This is a genomic window from Salipiger sp. CCB-MM3 (genome assembly GCF_001687105.1).
In the GTDB taxonomy this organism is placed as follows: domain Bacteria; phylum Pseudomonadota; class Alphaproteobacteria; order Rhodobacterales; family Rhodobacteraceae; genus Salipiger.
Genome location: NZ_CP014595.1, coordinates 105,791 through 120,601, shown reverse-complemented (window position 1 = coordinate 120,601; position 14,811 = coordinate 105,791). Strand labels below are relative to the sequence as shown.

15 protein-coding genes are annotated in these 14,811 nt (G+C 64.7%); 3 read left to right on the top strand and 12 right to left on the bottom strand.

Features of this window, described 5'->3' with window-relative positions:
* Positions 1-14: 14 nt before the first annotated feature.
* Positions 15-983 carry a DUF808 domain-containing protein gene (locus AYJ57_RS00610; RefSeq protein WP_066099732.1) on the bottom strand — a complete coding sequence of 323 codons (969 nt, stop codon included), beginning with the start codon at positions 981-983 and terminating at the stop codon, positions 15-17.
* A 231-nt stretch (positions 984-1,214) separates the two neighbouring features.
* On the opposite strand from AYJ57_RS00610, the gene gap reads away from it, so the two are divergent.
* Positions 1,215-2,216 carry a type I glyceraldehyde-3-phosphate dehydrogenase gene (gene gap, locus AYJ57_RS00605; protein WP_066099729.1) on the top strand — a complete coding sequence of 334 codons (1,002 nt, stop codon included), beginning with the start codon at positions 1,215-1,217 and terminating at the stop codon, positions 2,214-2,216.
* A gap of 119 nt (positions 2,217-2,335) precedes the next feature.
* On the opposite strand, the gene AYJ57_RS00600 is transcribed toward gap, so the two are convergent.
* The 5 genes from AYJ57_RS00600 to AYJ57_RS00580 all read right to left on the bottom strand — a co-directional run bounded on the left by AYJ57_RS00600 (position 2,336) and on the right by AYJ57_RS00580 (position 7,244).
* The gene (locus tag AYJ57_RS00600) at positions 2,336-2,887 is read right to left on the bottom strand and encodes an NADPH-dependent FMN reductase (RefSeq protein WP_066099726.1); all 552 of its coding nucleotides are present in this window, start codon (positions 2,885-2,887) and stop codon (positions 2,336-2,338) included.
* 163 nt (positions 2,888-3,050) lie between these two features.
* On the bottom strand, positions 3,051-4,259 hold the full coding sequence (locus tag AYJ57_RS00595; RefSeq protein WP_066099723.1) for a beta-ketoacyl-[acyl-carrier-protein] synthase family protein: 1,209 nt from the start codon (positions 4,257-4,259) through the stop codon (positions 3,051-3,053).
* Complete coding sequence (locus AYJ57_RS00590) at positions 4,256-4,516, bottom strand: acyl carrier protein (RefSeq protein ID WP_066099719.1); 261 nt, start codon at positions 4,514-4,516, stop codon at positions 4,256-4,258. The genes AYJ57_RS00595 and AYJ57_RS00590 overlap by 4 nt, the downstream gene beginning before the upstream one ends.
* 49 nt (positions 4,517-4,565) lie before the next feature.
* A complete protein-coding gene (locus AYJ57_RS00585) occupies positions 4,566-5,678 on the bottom strand; it encodes a UDP-3-O-(3-hydroxymyristoyl)glucosamine N-acyltransferase (protein ID WP_066099716.1) in 1,113 nt (370 codons plus the stop codon).
* A gap of 30 nt (positions 5,679-5,708) precedes the next feature.
* Positions 5,709-7,244, bottom strand: a complete 1,536-nt coding sequence (locus AYJ57_RS00580) for a L,D-transpeptidase family protein (protein WP_237220173.1) — start codon at positions 7,242-7,244, stop codon at positions 5,709-5,711.
* 438 nt (positions 7,245-7,682) lie between these two features.
* On the opposite strand from AYJ57_RS00580, the gene AYJ57_RS00575 reads away from it, so the two are divergent.
* Positions 7,683-8,252 (top strand): YcbK family protein, encoded by a 570-nt coding sequence (locus tag AYJ57_RS00575; RefSeq protein WP_066099713.1) that lies wholly within the window; start codon positions 7,683-7,685, stop codon positions 8,250-8,252.
* A gap of 149 nt (positions 8,253-8,401) precedes the next feature.
* On the opposite strand, the gene AYJ57_RS00570 is transcribed toward AYJ57_RS00575, so the two are convergent.
* Positions 8,402-8,896 (bottom strand): holin family protein, encoded by a 495-nt coding sequence (locus tag AYJ57_RS00570; RefSeq protein ID WP_442974575.1) that lies wholly within the window; start codon positions 8,894-8,896, stop codon positions 8,402-8,404.
* Positions 8,897-8,904: 8 nt separating this feature from the next.
* Positions 8,905-9,534, bottom strand: a complete 630-nt coding sequence (locus tag AYJ57_RS00565) for a holin-associated N-acetylmuramidase (RefSeq protein WP_066099707.1) — start codon at positions 9,532-9,534, stop codon at positions 8,905-8,907.
* 108 nt (positions 9,535-9,642) lie between these two features.
* Here AYJ57_RS00565 and AYJ57_RS00560 point away from each other — a divergent pair, with 108 nt between their 5' ends.
* Positions 9,643-10,065, top strand: coding sequence for a cupin domain-containing protein (locus AYJ57_RS00560; protein ID WP_066106457.1), 423 nt, complete (start codon positions 9,643-9,645; stop codon positions 10,063-10,065).
* A gap of 87 nt (positions 10,066-10,152) precedes the next feature.
* On the opposite strand, the gene AYJ57_RS00555 is transcribed toward AYJ57_RS00560, so the two are convergent.
* The 4 genes from AYJ57_RS00555 to zwf all read right to left on the bottom strand — a co-directional run bounded on the left by AYJ57_RS00555 (position 10,153) and on the right by zwf (position 14,697).
* Entirely contained in the window at positions 10,153-10,806 is a 654-nt protein-coding gene (locus AYJ57_RS00555; protein WP_066099704.1) for a PRC-barrel domain-containing protein, read from the bottom strand.
* A gap of 111 nt (positions 10,807-10,917) precedes the next feature.
* Positions 10,918-12,498, bottom strand: coding sequence for a glucose-6-phosphate isomerase (pgi, locus tag AYJ57_RS00550; RefSeq protein ID WP_066099701.1), 1,581 nt, complete (start codon positions 12,496-12,498; stop codon positions 10,918-10,920).
* A 67-nt stretch (positions 12,499-12,565) separates the two neighbouring features.
* Positions 12,566-13,243, bottom strand: a complete 678-nt coding sequence (gene pgl / locus AYJ57_RS00545; protein WP_066099698.1) for a 6-phosphogluconolactonase — start codon at positions 13,241-13,243, stop codon at positions 12,566-12,568.
* A complete protein-coding gene (gene zwf, locus AYJ57_RS00540) occupies positions 13,240-14,697 on the bottom strand; it encodes a glucose-6-phosphate dehydrogenase (RefSeq protein WP_066099696.1) in 1,458 nt (485 codons plus the stop codon). Before zwf ends, pgl begins: the two co-directional genes overlap by 4 nt.
* Positions 14,698-14,811: the final 114 nt, after the last annotated feature.

Sequence of the window (14,811 nt, the reverse complement as noted above, 5' to 3'; positions counted from 1 at the left end):
GATCAGTGCTGCGATCAGTGCTGTGCCTGCTTTTTGCTCCCGAAGAGCGGCATCACCAGCTTGGTGACGATCGGCACGAGGATGATCCCCCAGATCACCCCGAGGATGCCATCGCAAACCGCCGTCACGATCCAGAGCGCCGCAGGCTGCAGGTCTTCGGAGACCTTATGCGCCGCGCCTTCAGCGATATGGTGGATGGTCTCTTCGGGCATATGCCAGCCCATCTGCGCCAGCGAGTGCACGAGGATCGAGCCGCCGACCCAGAGCATTGCCACGGTGCCCACGGTCGAGAGCAGCCACATCACCACCGGCATCGCCTTGACGATGCCGCGCCCCAGCGCGCGCGTGGCCCCGAGGCGGCCGACGCGGGTCAGCCACAGGCCGATGTCGTCCATCTTCACGATCAGCGCCACGGCGCCATAGACCACCGCCGTAATGCCGACGCCAACGAGACCGAGCGCGACGGCCTTGATCCAGACTTCAGTGACCTCGATGGCCGAGAGCGAGATGGTCATGATCTCTGCCGACAGAATGAAGTCGGTCTTGATCGCGCCCTTCACCTTCTGCTCTTCGAGATGCACCGGATCGCCCTTGGCCGCCTGTTTCTCAGGCCCGCTCGCCTCATGGCCGGGTTTAAGCACATGCATCACCTTCTCGGCCCCCTCGAAGCAGAGGAACGAGCCACCCGCGATCAGCAGCGTCGGGATCATCCACGGCGCGAAGGTCGAGAGCAGGAGCGCCAGCGGCAGCAGGATCACCACCTTGTTGAACACCGACCCGCGCGCGATGCGCCAGATGATCGGCAACTCCCGCTTGGCTTCGAAGCCATGCAGGTATTTCGGCGTCACCGCCGCGTCGTCGATCACCACCCCGGCGGCCTTGGATCCGGCCTTGGCGGCGCTGGCCGAAATGTCATCGACCGAGGCCGCGGCGATCTTGGCGATTCCCGCCACATCGTCGAGGAGCGCGAGAAGTCCGCTCATGTCCGTCTCCGTTCTGTTTCGCCGCAAGGTAAGGCGACGGGCGCGATGCGCAAGGGCACAAGCTGCCGTCGCGGCACTGCCTAAGGTTATACGCTATCAGTGACTCATGTTAGCGCCCGCAGCATGGTTTATCGCTAACATATTGCAATATTTGTATTTTTCGCGTTGCCGCCACGGTGTGCGCCTGTATACGAAATGGCAAGTTCCGCCATATGACCAGGAGACCAATCCATGACCGTGACCGTCGGGATCAACGGATTTGGCCGTATCGGCCGCTGCACGCTCGCCCATATCGCCGAGAGCGCGCGCAACGACGTGCAGGTGGTGAAGATCAACGCCACCGGCCCGATCGAGACCGCCGCCCACCTGCTGCGCTATGACAGCGTGCATGGCCGTTTCGCCGGCGACGTGCGGGTCAGCGGCTCGACCATGGACCTCGGCCGCGGGCCGATGGAAGTGATGTCGACCTACGATATGACCGAGCTCGACTGGACCGGCTGCGATGTCGTTCTGGAGTGCACCGGCAATTTCAACGATGGCGAGAAAGCCGTGCAGCACATCCATCAGGGCGCGCGCTCGGTGCTGATCTCGGCGCCCGCGAAGAACGTGCAGAAGACAATCGTCTACGGCGTCAACCACCGCGAGCTGGAGAAGGGTCACACGATGATCTCCAACGGCTCGTGCACCACCAATGCGCTGGCGCCGCTGGCCAAGGTGCTGGACGAGGCGATCGGCATCGAGAGCGGCATCATGACGACGATCCACTCTTACACCGGCGACCAGCCGACACTGGACCGCCGCCACAAGGACCTCTACCGCGCCCGCGCCGCCGCCATGGCGATGATCCCCACTTCCACCGGCGCGGCCAAGGCGCTTGGCGAAGTGCTGCCGAACCTGCGTGGCAAGCTCGACGGCTCGTCGATCCGCGTGCCGACGCCGAACGTCTCGGCGGTGGACCTGACCTTCCAGGCGGGCAAGGACGTGACCGTGGCGGATGTGAACGAGATCATCCGCGAGGCGGCTGGCGGGCGCATGGGCTCGGTTCTGGCCTATGACCCCGAGCCCAAGGTTTCGGTCGATTTCAACCACACCACGCACAGCTCGATCTTCGCGCCGGACCAGACCAAGGTCATCGGCCGTACCGTGCGCGTGCTGGCATGGTACGACAACGAGTGGGGCTTCTCCGCGCGCATGGCGGACGTGGCCGCCGAGCTGGGGCGCACGCTGCACTGAGTTGGGCCGCTGAACCCAGAGCGTTTCGGCTAAATCCGAGATACTGCTATTTCCGAAATACCAAAGGGCAGCCCTTCGCAGGGCCGCCCTTTTCTGTGCCGGTGCGCAGAGAGCAGCGTTCAGCCGTGCTTTTCGATCAGCTCCGCAAAGGCGCTCATGATCGTTCCGAGGAATTTTTTGGTGTCCTCGTTCTGCACCTCTCCGTCTTCCGAGATCAGCTTCATGATGTTGCCGATATAGGCTTCGGGCTGCTGCAGCGGGTGCATGTTCAGAAACACCATGGACTGGCGCAGCTGGTGGTTGGCGCCAAAGCCGCCGGGGCCACCCGGTGAGCCGGTGACCACAGCCGTCGGTTTGCCATCCCAGATGCTGTCGCCATAGGGGCGCGAGCCCACATCCAGCGCGTTCTTCACCGCCGCGGGCAGGCCGCGGTTGTATTCGGGCGTGACAAACAGCACCGCCTCGGCGGATGTCATCTGGCTGCGGAAGCGGCTCCACGGCTCGGGCGGCGTGCCCTCGTCGAGGTCGGGGTTGTAGAGCGGCAGATCGCCGATCTCCACGAAGTCGAACTCAAGCCCTTCCGGCGCGACCTCGGTCAGCGCCTTGGCGAGCTTGCGGTTGTAAGAGCCCTCGCGCAGAGAGCCCACGATGACGGCAACTTTTCTGGACATGACGATCTCCTTTCCTTGCCTTTGCCCTTAGATATGGGGCGTGGGCTGGAAAGGAGGAGGCAGATTTGCGCACCGGATCTGCGCAGGAATGCGCGGAACGGGAGTGGTGCGGGTGGCGAGAGAGCGGCGGGCGGAGACCTGCCCGCCGCGCCGTCTCATTGGATCACACCTTGCGCAGCGCCAGCACCGCGTTCAGCCCGCCAAAGGCGAAGGCGTTCGACAGCACCACCGAAACATCCGCCTCGCGCGCTTCATTGGGCACAACGTCAAGCGCGCATTCCGCGTCGAACTCCTCATGGCCGATCGTCGGGGCGATCACCCCGTCGCGCAGCGCCATGATGCAGGCCAGCAATTCGACCGCGCCGGTGCCGCCGATGCAGTGGCCGTGCATGGACTTTGTCGAGGAAATCATCAGCCGGTCCGCCTGCGGTCCCATGGCGTCGGCCACGGCGGCGCATTCGGTCTTGTCGTTGGCGGCGGTGCCGGTGCCATGGGCGTTGATATAGCCCACCTCATCGCGGTCGATCTTGCCGTCGCGCAGCGCGCCAGAGATCGCCCGTGCCGCGCCCTGTTTCGAGGGCATGACGATATCGGCAGCATCCGAGGTCATCGCAAAGCCCACCACCTCGGCAAGGATATCCGCGCCGCGCGCCTTCGCGTGATCATAGTCCTCGAAGACATAGACCCCCGCGCCCTCGCCCTGCACCATGCCGTTGCGGTTGGCCGAGAACGGGCGGCAGGCGTCTTTCGACATCACCCGCAGGCCTTCCCACGCTTTCACCCCGCCAAAACAGAGCATCGACTCCGAGCCGCCGGTGATCATCGCCGGGCAAGCCCCCGAGCGCACCATCTGGAAGGCAAGCCCCATGGCGTGGTTGGAACTGGCGCAGGCGGTGGCGACGGTGAAGGTCGGGCCGCGCAGGTTGAACTCCATGCTGACATGGCTGGCGGCAGCGTTGTTCATCAGCTTGGGCACAACAAAGGGGTGAACGCGGTTCTTGCCCTCCTCGTAGACCGAGCGGTAATTCTCGTCCTGCGTGGTCAGACCGCCGCCCGAGGTGCCCAGCACCACGCCCGACCTGTCGGCCATGTCGCCGTGGAACTCCAGCCCCGATTGCGCGATCGCCTCGCGCGCCGCAATCAGCGCGAACTGTGTGAAGCGATCATAAAGCGCAAGCTGCTGGCGGTTGAAGGTCTCTTCCGGCTCGTAGCCCTTGATCTGGCCGCCGATGCGGATGGCCAGACGCTCGACGTCCCGAAACTCCAGTTCCCCGATGCCACAGCGCCCCTCGCGCATGGCTTCGAATGTCGCAGGCACGCCGCGCCCCAGCGCGTTGATCGTGCCTGCGCCCGTAATGACGACCCGTTTCACGCGGTCTGCTCGGCCACCAGCTTTTCGATGCCCTCGACGATGCTCGCCACCGTGGAGATGTCGAAATCGCTTTTTTCGGGCTCATTGGCGTTGAACGGGACCGAGATGTCGAAGGCTTCCTCAATGGCGAAGATGCTTTCCACCAGCCCGAGGCTGTCGATGCCCAGATCTTCGAGGGTGCTGTCCATCGTCACATCCGATGGCTCCAGAACAGCCTGTTCGGCGATGATCTCGATGACCTTGTCTTTTACACTCATGGTGCGGCGCTCCCCTTCTCGTCGTCGCAGCTTCGGCGTCGGTCTCGGCTTACTCACTCCCGGTGAGCTTGGAAACAGCTTTCTTGAGATCGGCAACTTCGCGGAAGAGGCGTGGCAAACGGCGCAGACCTTTGTAGGTTTCGACGTGGGTTTCCATCTTCATCGCCGGGTAGCCCAGCATCACGCGGCCCGCCGGAATGTTCGACAGAACCTTGGTGCCGCCGCCGGTGATGACGTTGTCGCCGATGAAGATATTGTCCGACACGCCGGTCTGCCCGGCCAGCACAACGTTATTGCCGATCTTGGTCGATCCGGCGATGCCGCAGCAGCCGCAGATCAGCGTGTTGTCACCCACCACCACGTTGTGGCCGATCATCACGAGGCTGTCGATCTTGGTGCCATTGCCGATGCGCGTGTCGCGCACCGAGCCGCGGTCGATACTGGCGTTGGCCCCGACCTCGCAGTCGTCACCGATGGTGACCGCGCCGAGCGAGTGGATCCGTGCCCACTGCTGCGCGACCTGCGTGCCCTCCTCGCCGAGGCTGGCGCGGGCCTTCTCGACCCCCGACACCTCGGGAGTGACATAGCTGAAGCCGTCGCCGCCGATGGAGCAGTTGAACTGCGCGAAGAAGCGCTTGCCGATGGTGCAGCGCGCGCCGATGCGCACGCCCGAGTGGATCACCGCCTCTTCGCCGATGGTGGCATCTTCGCCGATAAAGACCTGCGGGCCGATGATCGAACGCGCGCCGATCTTGGCATAGGCGCCAATGACCGCGAGCGGGCCGACCGAGACGCCCTCGCCCAGCTGTGCCGTGGGGTCGATGATCGCGCTCGGGTGGATGCCCTCGCCATAGCCGTTGCCCCGGTCGAGCATGGCCGACAGCCCCGACAGCGCGTGGCGCGGGCGCGGCGCGAGGATCGCCGCCTCAAGGCCCATGCCCTGCCAGTCGGCGCCCTCCCAGAGCATGGCGGCGCGCGCCTTGCCCTCACCCAAGGTTGCGGCGAACTCGGGCTTCATCGCCAGCGCCAGCTGGTCGGGTCCGGCCGAGGCGGGTTCGGCAACCGACGTGACAAGAATGGTGCCGTCGCCCGCGGCCTCGAGGCCAAGCGCGGCGGCGATATCAGCGATGCTGTGGCTCTGAACGGTGCTGTCTAGGGACATGGGGTCCTCCGGGATGGTCTCCCAGAGGATTTAACTCGGGCCGCCTGCCAGTACCACCCCTGCGGCGCTCAGCGCCTCCCAAATCCGCGCATCACGGCCATAGACATCCTCGCGGTATTCCATCTCGCCCTTCACCGTGGTGAAGGCGGTGCGATAGATCAGATGCACCGGCACCGGCTGGTCGAGATTGACCCGCTGTTCGCGCCCGGTGGCCAGTTTCGACTGGAAGAACCCCTGCGGATCGGCGGTCTGCCGCGCCAAAAGCGCATAGGCGAAGTCATGCGGATCGCTGAGCCGGACGCAGCCATGCGAGAAGGTGCGCGTGGTTCGGTCGAACAGCGACTTCGACGGCGTGTCGTGCAGGTAGATGTTGTATTTGTTGGGGAACATGAACTTCACCGTCCCCAGCGCGTTGCGCGGCCCCGGCGGCTGGCGCATGGAGAACGGAAAGCTCGACGCGCTGTATTGCGAGAAGCCGTTGGCGCGGCTCACCCGCCGGCCCTGCCGGTCGGTGATCTCCAGATGGCTGGCGGCACCGGGATTGCGGCGCAGCAGCGGCAGGTATTCATTCACCACGATCGAACGCGGCACATACCACGACGGGTTGATCACCATATGGTTCATCTCATCCGAGAATTCCGGCGTGCGCCGGTCGCTCTCTTGCGAGCCGACCACGGCGCGGGTCTCGAAAGTTACTTTGCCGTCGTCGATAATCTTGGCGTGGAAATCGGTGAGGTTCACGGTGATGTGGCGCTTGCCCAGCCCGCCGGGCAGGTTCATCCAGCGCTCGCGCTCCATGGCCACAAGCACCTGCTCGAGCCGCTGCTCGGCGCTGATGTTGAGCTGGCTGAGCGTGCTGGACCCGGCGATGCCGTCCACCGCCAGACCGTGGTGGGTCTGGAACGCCTTCACCGCGCTGGTGAGCGCGCCAGCGTAAGAGGCCGAGAGCGTCGGCTCGAGATAGCCCATGGCAATCAGCCGGTCGCGCAGCACGACCACATCGCCGCCGCTCTGCCCCGGCTCGAGCTTGGCGGTGCGCACCACCGGCCCCCAGCCGCCGCCTGCGACGGTCTGTTCGAGGCGCATCTTGGCGCGCATCAGCCGGGCGTATTCATCCGACGACGGCGCAAGATGCTGCAGCACCTGATGCGGATCGCTGGCGGCCAGCACTTCGAGCAGGATCTTCGGATCGCGCCGCGGCGCCTCGCGCTTGATGCCCGGATCGGTCTGGTTCGGGGTCAGGATGCCGCTCTGCAAGTCAGAGGCAAACTGCAGGAAGGTGCGGCTCAGTTCGACCTCGAGTTCGCCGCGGGCCCGCTCGCCCTCGACGTGACGCAAGCGGCGGATGAGCCCGTCGAGATCATAGCGGCGCGCCGGCAGGCCATGCGCCTGCGCGGTGCCCAATGCCTCGATCAGTGCCGCGCGGCGCAGCGCCGCCGTGTCGTCGGGGCCGGTCCAGATGGGGGCGAAATCGCGCGAGCGATAGAAGGCCGCCATGCCCGAATCTTTCGACAGATTCTCGGCCACGGCCTGCCGGTAGGCGGTCAGGCCAAGCGCGGATGTCATGGTTTGCGCGCCCGCAGCCGGCGGCTGGAAGGCAAAAAGCGCCCCTGTCAGCGCCAACACTGCGAGGCTGCGTCCACTCCGGAAACTCTGCATCATGACCATGACTACCCGATAATTTTATCATTCATCTCAGGTGCCGATTTTCCGGTGCGGGGCCTGAGGTTGTCCACACACAATCGCGCAAGAAACACGAGTTTTCGGCACCTGATACGTCAATGCATCGCGTGGCGGCAGGTTCCCGCTTTGGGCAAGTCAGCTATTCCACACGTGCGCAAGATTTCGCCGATTTCCGCATGGGAACCACTATACACGGGAAAACATCCTTCATCCATTAATCTCCATGTGCCATAAAAGCCGCACATCTGGGGGAAAGATGGTAGGTCCGCCCAACGAGGCGGAACAAACAGGCACAGCGACTAAACGGGACAGGCGCTTCACATGACAAACAAGACTGCAAGCTGCATTTCGCGGCGTGGCCTCCTTGGCGCGTTCGCGGCAACCGTCGTCACGGCAGCACCGACTTACGCGAGCGCGGCGGGTTTCCTTCGGGGTGCAGGTGATGTCCGGAGACTCCGGGCGTACTCCTCGCGCACTGGCGAAACGCTCAACATGATCTACTGGATCGAAGGGGAATATATCCCCGATGCGCTGAAAGAGATTTCCTACTTCATGCGCGACTGGCGGACCAACGATGTGAAACACATCGATCCGCGCACCATCGACATCATGACGGCAGCCCATAACCTCATGGACGTGAGCGAGCCTTACATGCTGATCTCGGGCTACCGCTGCCCGAAGACCAACGCGATGCTGCGGGCTCGCTCCTCGGGCGTGGCGAAAAACTCGCGTCACCTCAAGGGCGAAGCGGCCGATCTGCGGCTCAACTCGCGCTCGGTGAACCAAATGGCGCGCGCGGCCTCGGCCTGCGCTGCAGGCGGCGTTGGCCGCTACACCAGCTCGAACTTCGTCCATATGGACTGCGGCCCGGTGCGTAGCTGGGGCAGCTGACCACGCTGCGAGCGCAAAACACGTCTTTATGTGACACGGGCGCCCCATTGGGGCGCCTTTGTTCTTTTTGGCGGGGCTGCATTTAGGGGGCTCTGCCCCCGCCGCGCGGTGCGCGGCTCCCCCGGGAAATTTGTGCCAAGAGGAAGGGGCTAAGTGCCTTTGCGCAACGCGCGCCATTCTGCGAGCGCGGCGTTGTCGGTTTCGGCGGCCTCGGGCGCCTTATCAATGGGCGGCGCGCTGGCGGCGGCCATGCCGGCGATGATCTGGCGCTGCAGATCCTGCCCCTTGGCCTGATGGCGCGCCCCGAAATAGAAGCTGACCACCGCGCCCAGCAGCCACCAGAGCGGCTCGGGCACAAGCGCAAGGCCCATCATGCGGGCGGCAAACCACTCCGGCGCGGCCATGGCACTGGCCAAAAGCGCCAGCGTGCCGAGGGCCATGGCGGGGCGCGGCACGCGGTTCACCCCGTCGATCACCCGATCAAAGCGCGTCGCGGGCGCGCGGGCAAACTCCTGCCCAAACTGCGCGAGGGCCGCCGCGCTGAGCCCAGCACGGCGGCTGGCCTCGGCCTCGGCATTGACCCGGAACACCTCGGTGGTGTCGCGGATCACATTGCCGCCGCTGCCGAAAAGAAGCTGAAACATCCGGTCGATCATCCTGTCGCCCCCCATGCTGCGGTGCGCGCCTCGAACTGCGCCTGCGTGAGATGGAAGCGCGGCGAGATGAACCCTTCGGCGCGGCGGATCCAGCCCCCCTTGCCGCCTGCCCGGCTGCGCGCGAATTTGCGGCTCGCGGGGCGGCGGTCGGCCAGCGCGAAATAATAGTTCCGGCGCGCGATACCGTACGCGTCGGCGATATGCTCCGGCGCCTCGGAGGCGGCGCGCGCCGCCGCCGCCTCGGTCTGCGGGCCGATCACCCCGTCGACACTCACGCTCTGATCCATATCGCACAGAAGCCGCTGCAGCAGCTTCACCGCCCCGCCGCCCGCGTTGACATACATGTCGAAGACTGAGGGCTGCAGCAGCGCCGGAAGCCGCGAAATGCCGGGGCCGTGGAAATAATGCCGCAGAAAGATCTCTGTGGCGTCCGAGGGCTGCAGCTGCTGCACATCCTGCGCGTCGATATCGCCATCGCCATCCATATCGCGCCCCAACTGCCGCAGCGTGCCCAAGGTGACGCCATGGTTGGTGGCGCCGCCGGGATCGTCGGGATCATTCACATAGCCGCCCTCACGGGCGACGATGTCTTCGGCCATGCGGCGGACCTCTGTGTCGTCGCTCATCTCACTGCTCCTGCTGCGTGCCTCTGGGCTTTTTCCCGAGCCCATGGTTTGCCACAAAGCGTAAACAGCCGATCAGCGCAGCGAACGGAGGATGCCGTGACCCAGACCATGACCGCCGAAGAGATCATCGCGCTCCTAGAGCTTTCGCCGCATCCCGAGGGCGGGCACTATCGCCAGACGTGGATCGCCGAAGGAGAGGGTGCGGCGCGTCCGGCGGGCACCTGCATCTATTTTCTGCTGAAGGCCGGAGAGCGCAGTCATTGGCACCGGGTGGATGCCGCAGAGATCTGGCATTACTACGCGGGCGCACCTTTGGAGCTGTCGATGGCCGCCAGCGATGCCGGTCCGCGGCAGGATCATCTGCTGGGCCCGGATCTCGCCGCTGGCGCACGCCCGCAGCTCCTCGTGCAGCAGGGCCATTGGCAGGCCGCACGCAGCTTGGGGGACTGGACATTGGTGGGCTGCACTGTCTCGCCCGCGTTTCGCTTCGAGGGGTTCGAACTTGCCGCTCCGGGGTTCGATATCCTCTGATCGCTCGCTGACAATATGCGCATGAAAAAGGCCGGGGCGATCTGCCCCGGCCTTTCCGTGCCTTAGAGATACTTTGGCGTAAAAGCCTTAGTTCATCGGGCCTTCGTCGATGTCTTCAAGGCTCTCCAGCTCTTCCGAGGTCATGTTGGTGACCACCGAGTAGGAACCGTCGTCGATCGGAACGAACTTGGCGTTGTCGATCTCAAGCAGCACGTGCTTGTCGCCGATGTCGAGGAAACCGCCAACCTCGGCCACGATGCCACGGAACGAGCCGTCGGCGTTGAGAACGATGTCTTCGATCTCGCCCACGTTGTCCCATTCTTCCGAGACGGCGTCATAGGACATCGACTCGTCCCAGTCGGTCGCTTCGCCGTCGGCGTCGATGGCGTAGACGGTGCCGCCGGTGATGTCGCGGGTGCGGATCAGGCCATCGGAGTCGGCGCCGAACGGGCCGTCAACGGCCTGAGCCATCTCATTGCCCATCTCGTTGGCTTCCTGCTTCATCTCGTCGCCAGCTTCGGCCATCGCATCGCCGGCCTCTTCCATGGCCTGCTCGCCTTCGGCGACAGCTTCTTTGGTTTCGTTTTCGATCGCGTCGCCGGTGTTCTCCATCGCCTGCTCGGCGTTCTGCATGGCGGCGTCGGCGTTGTCCTTCGCGGCGTCCATGTTGTGGTTGTCCGCATAAGCAGCGGTACCCGCAGTGAGGGCGATGAGGGCGGCAGTGGTGGTAAGACGTTTCATGGTGTCTCCTCCTTCATGGGATCGTCATCTTGTCTGCCACCACAACACGCGGGGCCCGGCAGTGTTCCTGCCGGGCCCCAGAATTAATTACTTATTATCTATGGAACTTTTTCAGACATTCCGCTGCGCGAATGCGACGAGTTGGCGGGTCGAGCCGTCCTTTTCGTCGGCGCTGGCCTGCCCCGAAACGATCGGGCCGAGCGCCGTTGCCAGCTCTTTGCCCAGTTCCACGCCCCATTGATCGTAGGAGTTGATATCGAGGATCAGCCCTTCGACAAACACCCGATGCTCGTAGAGCGCGACGATCATGCCAAGGGTACGCGGATCGAGCTGCTGGTACATCAGCGTGGTCGAGGGACGGTTGCCGGGGAACACCCGGTGCTTGGCCTGACGCTCCAGTTCCGCGCCTTCAAATTTGCCCGCGACTTTGCTCCGCGCCTCGTCGAGATCGCGGCCACGCATCAGCGCCTCGGACTGCGCGAGGCAATTGGCCAGCAGCAGCTCATGGTGATGGCGCAGGTTCGGCTCGTGGCCGCGCGCGCCGACCATGAACTCACAGGGGATCACCCGCGTGCCCTGGTGGATCAGCTGGTAGAAGGCGTGCTGGCCGTTGGTGCCGGGCTCGCCCCAAACCACCGGGCCGCTGTCAAAGGCCAGCGTCTCGCCATCCATCGCCACCGACTTGCCGTTGCTCTCCATCTCCAGCTGTTGAAGGTAGGCGGGCAGCCGCGCAAGGCGGTTCTCATAGGGCAGCACGGCGCGGGTCGCATGGCCCAGCACCTGATTGTGCCACATGCCCACCAGCGCCAGCAGCACCGGCATATTGGCCTCGAGCGGAGCGCTGCGGAAGTGATCGTCCATCGCCTGCCCGCCGCTTAGGAAGGCGCGGAAGTTTTCCGGCCCCACGGCGATCATCATCGAAAGGCCGATCGGGCCCCACATGGAATAGCGCCCGCCGACCCAATCCTCGAAGCCGAAGACGCGCGACGCCGGGATGCCCCATTCGCCCGCCTTCTCGGCGTTGGACGACAGAGCCACGAATTTGCCCTCGGTCGACACGCCCTTCGCCTCGAGCCAGTCCCAGGCGGTGCGCGCGTTGGTCATGGTCTCGATGGTGGTGAAGGTCTTGGACGCGATGATGAAGAGCGTGGTCTCGGGCTGACAATGCGCCAGCGCGTCGGCGATATCGGCGCCATCGACGTTCGAGACGAAATGGCAGCGCGGACCGTCATGGTGTGGCGCGAGCGCAATGGTCCCCATCTTTGGCCCCAGATCAGAGCCGCCGATGCCGATGTTCACCACATCGGTAATCGCCGAGCCGCGCACGTCCTTGGCCAGCGCCTCCATGCGCGACAGCGTGTCCAGCACCTGCGGCATGACGTCGGTACCGTCCACCTCGACCGGCGTGCCCGCGAGGTTGCGCAGCGCGGTGTGCAGAACCGCCCTGCCCTCGGTCTCGTTGATCTTGGCACCGCCGAACATCGCCTCACGCCGCGACGCGACATTGGCATTCTGCGCCACCGCCAGAAGCGCGGCCAGCACCTCATCGTCGATCTGCGTCTTGGAGTAGTCGAAGAGCATGCCCTCGGCCTCGACCGAGAAGGTCTGCGCCCGGTCGGCATCTTCGGTAAAGAGCGCATCGATCCGGCGGCCGTCACGTGCTGCCGCGAGGCGTTTCAGGTCATCCCACATATAGGTTCTTCCCGTGTTGATCCGTGGCCCAAAAGGCGGGGCCCAAAAGCTGCGCCCAGAGTTAGCGTCACTCGGCCCAGTGTACCACCGCCTGATCGAGCACCGCATTGATCGGCGCCTCTTCGGCAGGCAGGCCCTTGGCCTTTTCGAGGGCCGCGCGTTTCTCGGCGCCATAGATGAGCACATGTTTGCTGAGCGCCCCGTCGAGCACGGGGGCGGTCAGCGTGATGCGCGGCTCGGGCGCACCGGGCGCGCGCATGGGCAGCAGCACCGGCGCCTTGGGCGACAGCGCCTCTGCGAGCTTGTCGGCCCCGGGGAAGATCGAGGCGGTATGCAGATCGGCCCCCATCCCCAGCAGCACGACACCCAGCGGCAGCGCAGATTCGATCGCCTCGGCCAGATCGGCAAGCTTCTCCTCGGGGGTCTCGGCCTCGGCGTAGAGCGGCAGCAGTGTTGCCGCCGCCGCCTTGCCGGTAAGGAGCCGCTCGCGCAGCAGGCGCGTGTTCGACCGCTCGGAGGTTTCGGGCACCCAGCGTTCGTCGCCCAGCAGCACGTCCACACGGTCCCAGTCGAGCGAAGTGGCGCTCAGCGCGTCAAAGATCGGCCCCGGCGAGGTGCCGCCGGGCACCGCCAGCGACACCCGCTTGGAATGATCCAGCTGCGCGCGCAGTTCTCCGGCGATCATATTGGCCAGATCAATGGCCAGCATCTCGCGGTCGGGGTATTCTCGGAATTCGTAGGTCATGTCTTGATCGCCCGCCAGCGGCGGCCGTCCTTGTTGATCAGGAAGGCCGCGTCATCCGGCCCGGTGCTGCCCGCGTCATAGGGTTTGGGGTGATCGCCGCGGCGCTCCCAGCCCTCGATCAGCGGATCGGTCCACGCCCAAGCGGCCTCGACCTCGTCGCCGCGCATGAACAGCGTCTGGTTGCCACGGATCACATCCATGATCAGCCGCTCGTAGGCGTCCGGCGCATCCTCGGCATCCGGCCCCAGCGCATCGGCAAAGGACATATCCAGCGGCACATCCACCAGACGCATCCCGCCCGGACCCGGCTCTTTGATGGTGACGCCAAGCGTCATGCCCTCGTTCGGCTGCAGGCGGATCGACAGCATGTTGCGATGCCGCCCCGCGTCCATGCCAAAGATCGAATGCGGCGCGTCCTTGAACACAACGGCGATCTCAGACGCCTGCGCCGCCAGCCGCTTGCCGGTCCGCAGATAGAACGGCGTGTTCGCCCACCGCCAGTTGGAGATATAGCACTTCATCGCGATGAAGCTCTCGGTCTTCGAGGCGGGGTTCTCCACGTCTTCGCGGTAAGAACTCATCTCGCCATCCGAAGTATACTGCCCACGCACGATGCTCTCGGGGTCCACCGGATCGAGCGCGCGGATCACTTTGAGCTTCTCGTCGCGCACTGAATCGGGCTCGAACCGCGCGGGCGGCTCCATGGCGATCAGGCACAGAAGCTGCATCAGGTGGTTCTGCACCATATCGCGCATGGCGCCCGACTTGTCGTAATAGCTGCCGCGCCCGGCCACGCCGACGGTCTCGGCCACGGTGATCTGGATGTGATCGACGTATTGCGCGTTCCACAGCGGCTCGAACAGCATATTGCCGAAACGCACGGCCATGAGGTTCTGCACCGTCTCTTTGCCGAGGTAATGGTCGATGCGGTAGATCTGCGTCTCGTGGAAGTGCCGCGCCAGTTCCTCATTGAGCGCGCGGGCGCTTTCGAGATCGTGGCCAAAGGGCTTCTCGACAACGATCCGCACGGCGGGATTGGTCAGCCCGTGGCTGCGCAGCCCCTCTGCCAGATCCCCAAAGAGGCTCGGCCCCACCGAGAAATAGAAGGCGCGCACGATGTCCTCGTCGTCGCGCAGCGCGGATTTGAGCTCGTCCCAGCCGCCCTCACCGCGGGCGTCCACGGCCACATAATTGAGCAGGCCAAGGAACTCCTCCAGCGCGGCATCGTCGCATTTGGCCTTGCTGAATTCGCGGATCGCCTCGCGCACCATGTCGCGAAACTCGTCCACGCTGATCTCCGAGCGCGCGGCACCGATCACCCGCGAGCCCGCGGGCATCTGCCCCGAGCAATAGCGGCGGAACAGGCCGGGCAGGATCTTGCGCCGGGCCAGATCGCCGGTGCCCCCAAAAATGACCAAGTCGAACGGATCGACGGGAATAACGCGGGAAACCATCTCGGGCTGACTCCGATTCTTGTATCTGTGGCGGTTAGCGCTAACCGCCCTCTGCCTACCCCATTGCTGCCGCCGAGTCTAACATCCTGCGACCACACGGCAATGGTCGCGGCA

Excerpts from the sequence above, each read along its gene's own strand:
- pgl (WP_066099698.1), bottom strand. The coding sequence starts at position 13,243 with ATGACCTACGAATTCCGAGAATACCCCGACCGCGAGATGCTGGCCATT.
- zwf (WP_066099696.1), bottom strand. The coding sequence starts at position 14,697 with ATGGTTTCCCGCGTTATTCCCGTCGATCCGTTCGACTTGGTCATTTTT.
- AYJ57_RS00600 (WP_066099726.1), bottom strand. The coding sequence starts at position 2,887 with ATGTCCAGAAAAGTTGCCGTCATCGTGGGCTCTCTGCGCGAGGGCTCT.
- pgi (WP_066099701.1), bottom strand. The coding sequence starts at position 12,498 with ATGTGGGATGACCTGAAACGCCTCGCGGCAGCACGTGACGGCCGCCGG.
- AYJ57_RS00575 (WP_066099713.1), top strand. The coding sequence starts at position 7,683 with ATGACAAACAAGACTGCAAGCTGCATTTCGCGGCGTGGCCTCCTTGGC.
- AYJ57_RS00570 (WP_442974575.1), bottom strand. The coding sequence starts at position 8,896 with ATGTTTCAGCTTCTTTTCGGCAGCGGCGGCAATGTGATCCGCGACACC.
- AYJ57_RS00580 (WP_237220173.1), bottom strand. The coding sequence starts at position 7,244 with ATGACATCCGCGCTTGGCCTGACCGCCTACCGGCAGGCCGTGGCCGAG.
- AYJ57_RS00585 (WP_066099716.1), bottom strand. The coding sequence starts at position 5,678 with ATGTCCCTAGACAGCACCGTTCAGAGCCACAGCATCGCTGATATCGCC.
- AYJ57_RS00560 (WP_066106457.1), top strand. The coding sequence starts at position 9,643 with ATGACCGCCGAAGAGATCATCGCGCTCCTAGAGCTTTCGCCGCATCCC.
- AYJ57_RS00565 (WP_066099707.1), bottom strand. The coding sequence starts at position 9,534 with ATGAGCGACGACACAGAGGTCCGCCGCATGGCCGAAGACATCGTCGCC.
- AYJ57_RS00555 (WP_066099704.1), bottom strand. The coding sequence starts at position 10,806 with ATGAAACGTCTTACCACCACTGCCGCCCTCATCGCCCTCACTGCGGGT.
- gap (WP_066099729.1), top strand. The coding sequence starts at position 1,215 with ATGACCGTGACCGTCGGGATCAACGGATTTGGCCGTATCGGCCGCTGC.
- AYJ57_RS00610 (WP_066099732.1), bottom strand. The coding sequence starts at position 983 with ATGAGCGGACTTCTCGCGCTCCTCGACGATGTGGCGGGAATCGCCAAG.
- AYJ57_RS00590 (WP_066099719.1), bottom strand. The coding sequence starts at position 4,516 with ATGAGTGTAAAAGACAAGGTCATCGAGATCATCGCCGAACAGGCTGTT.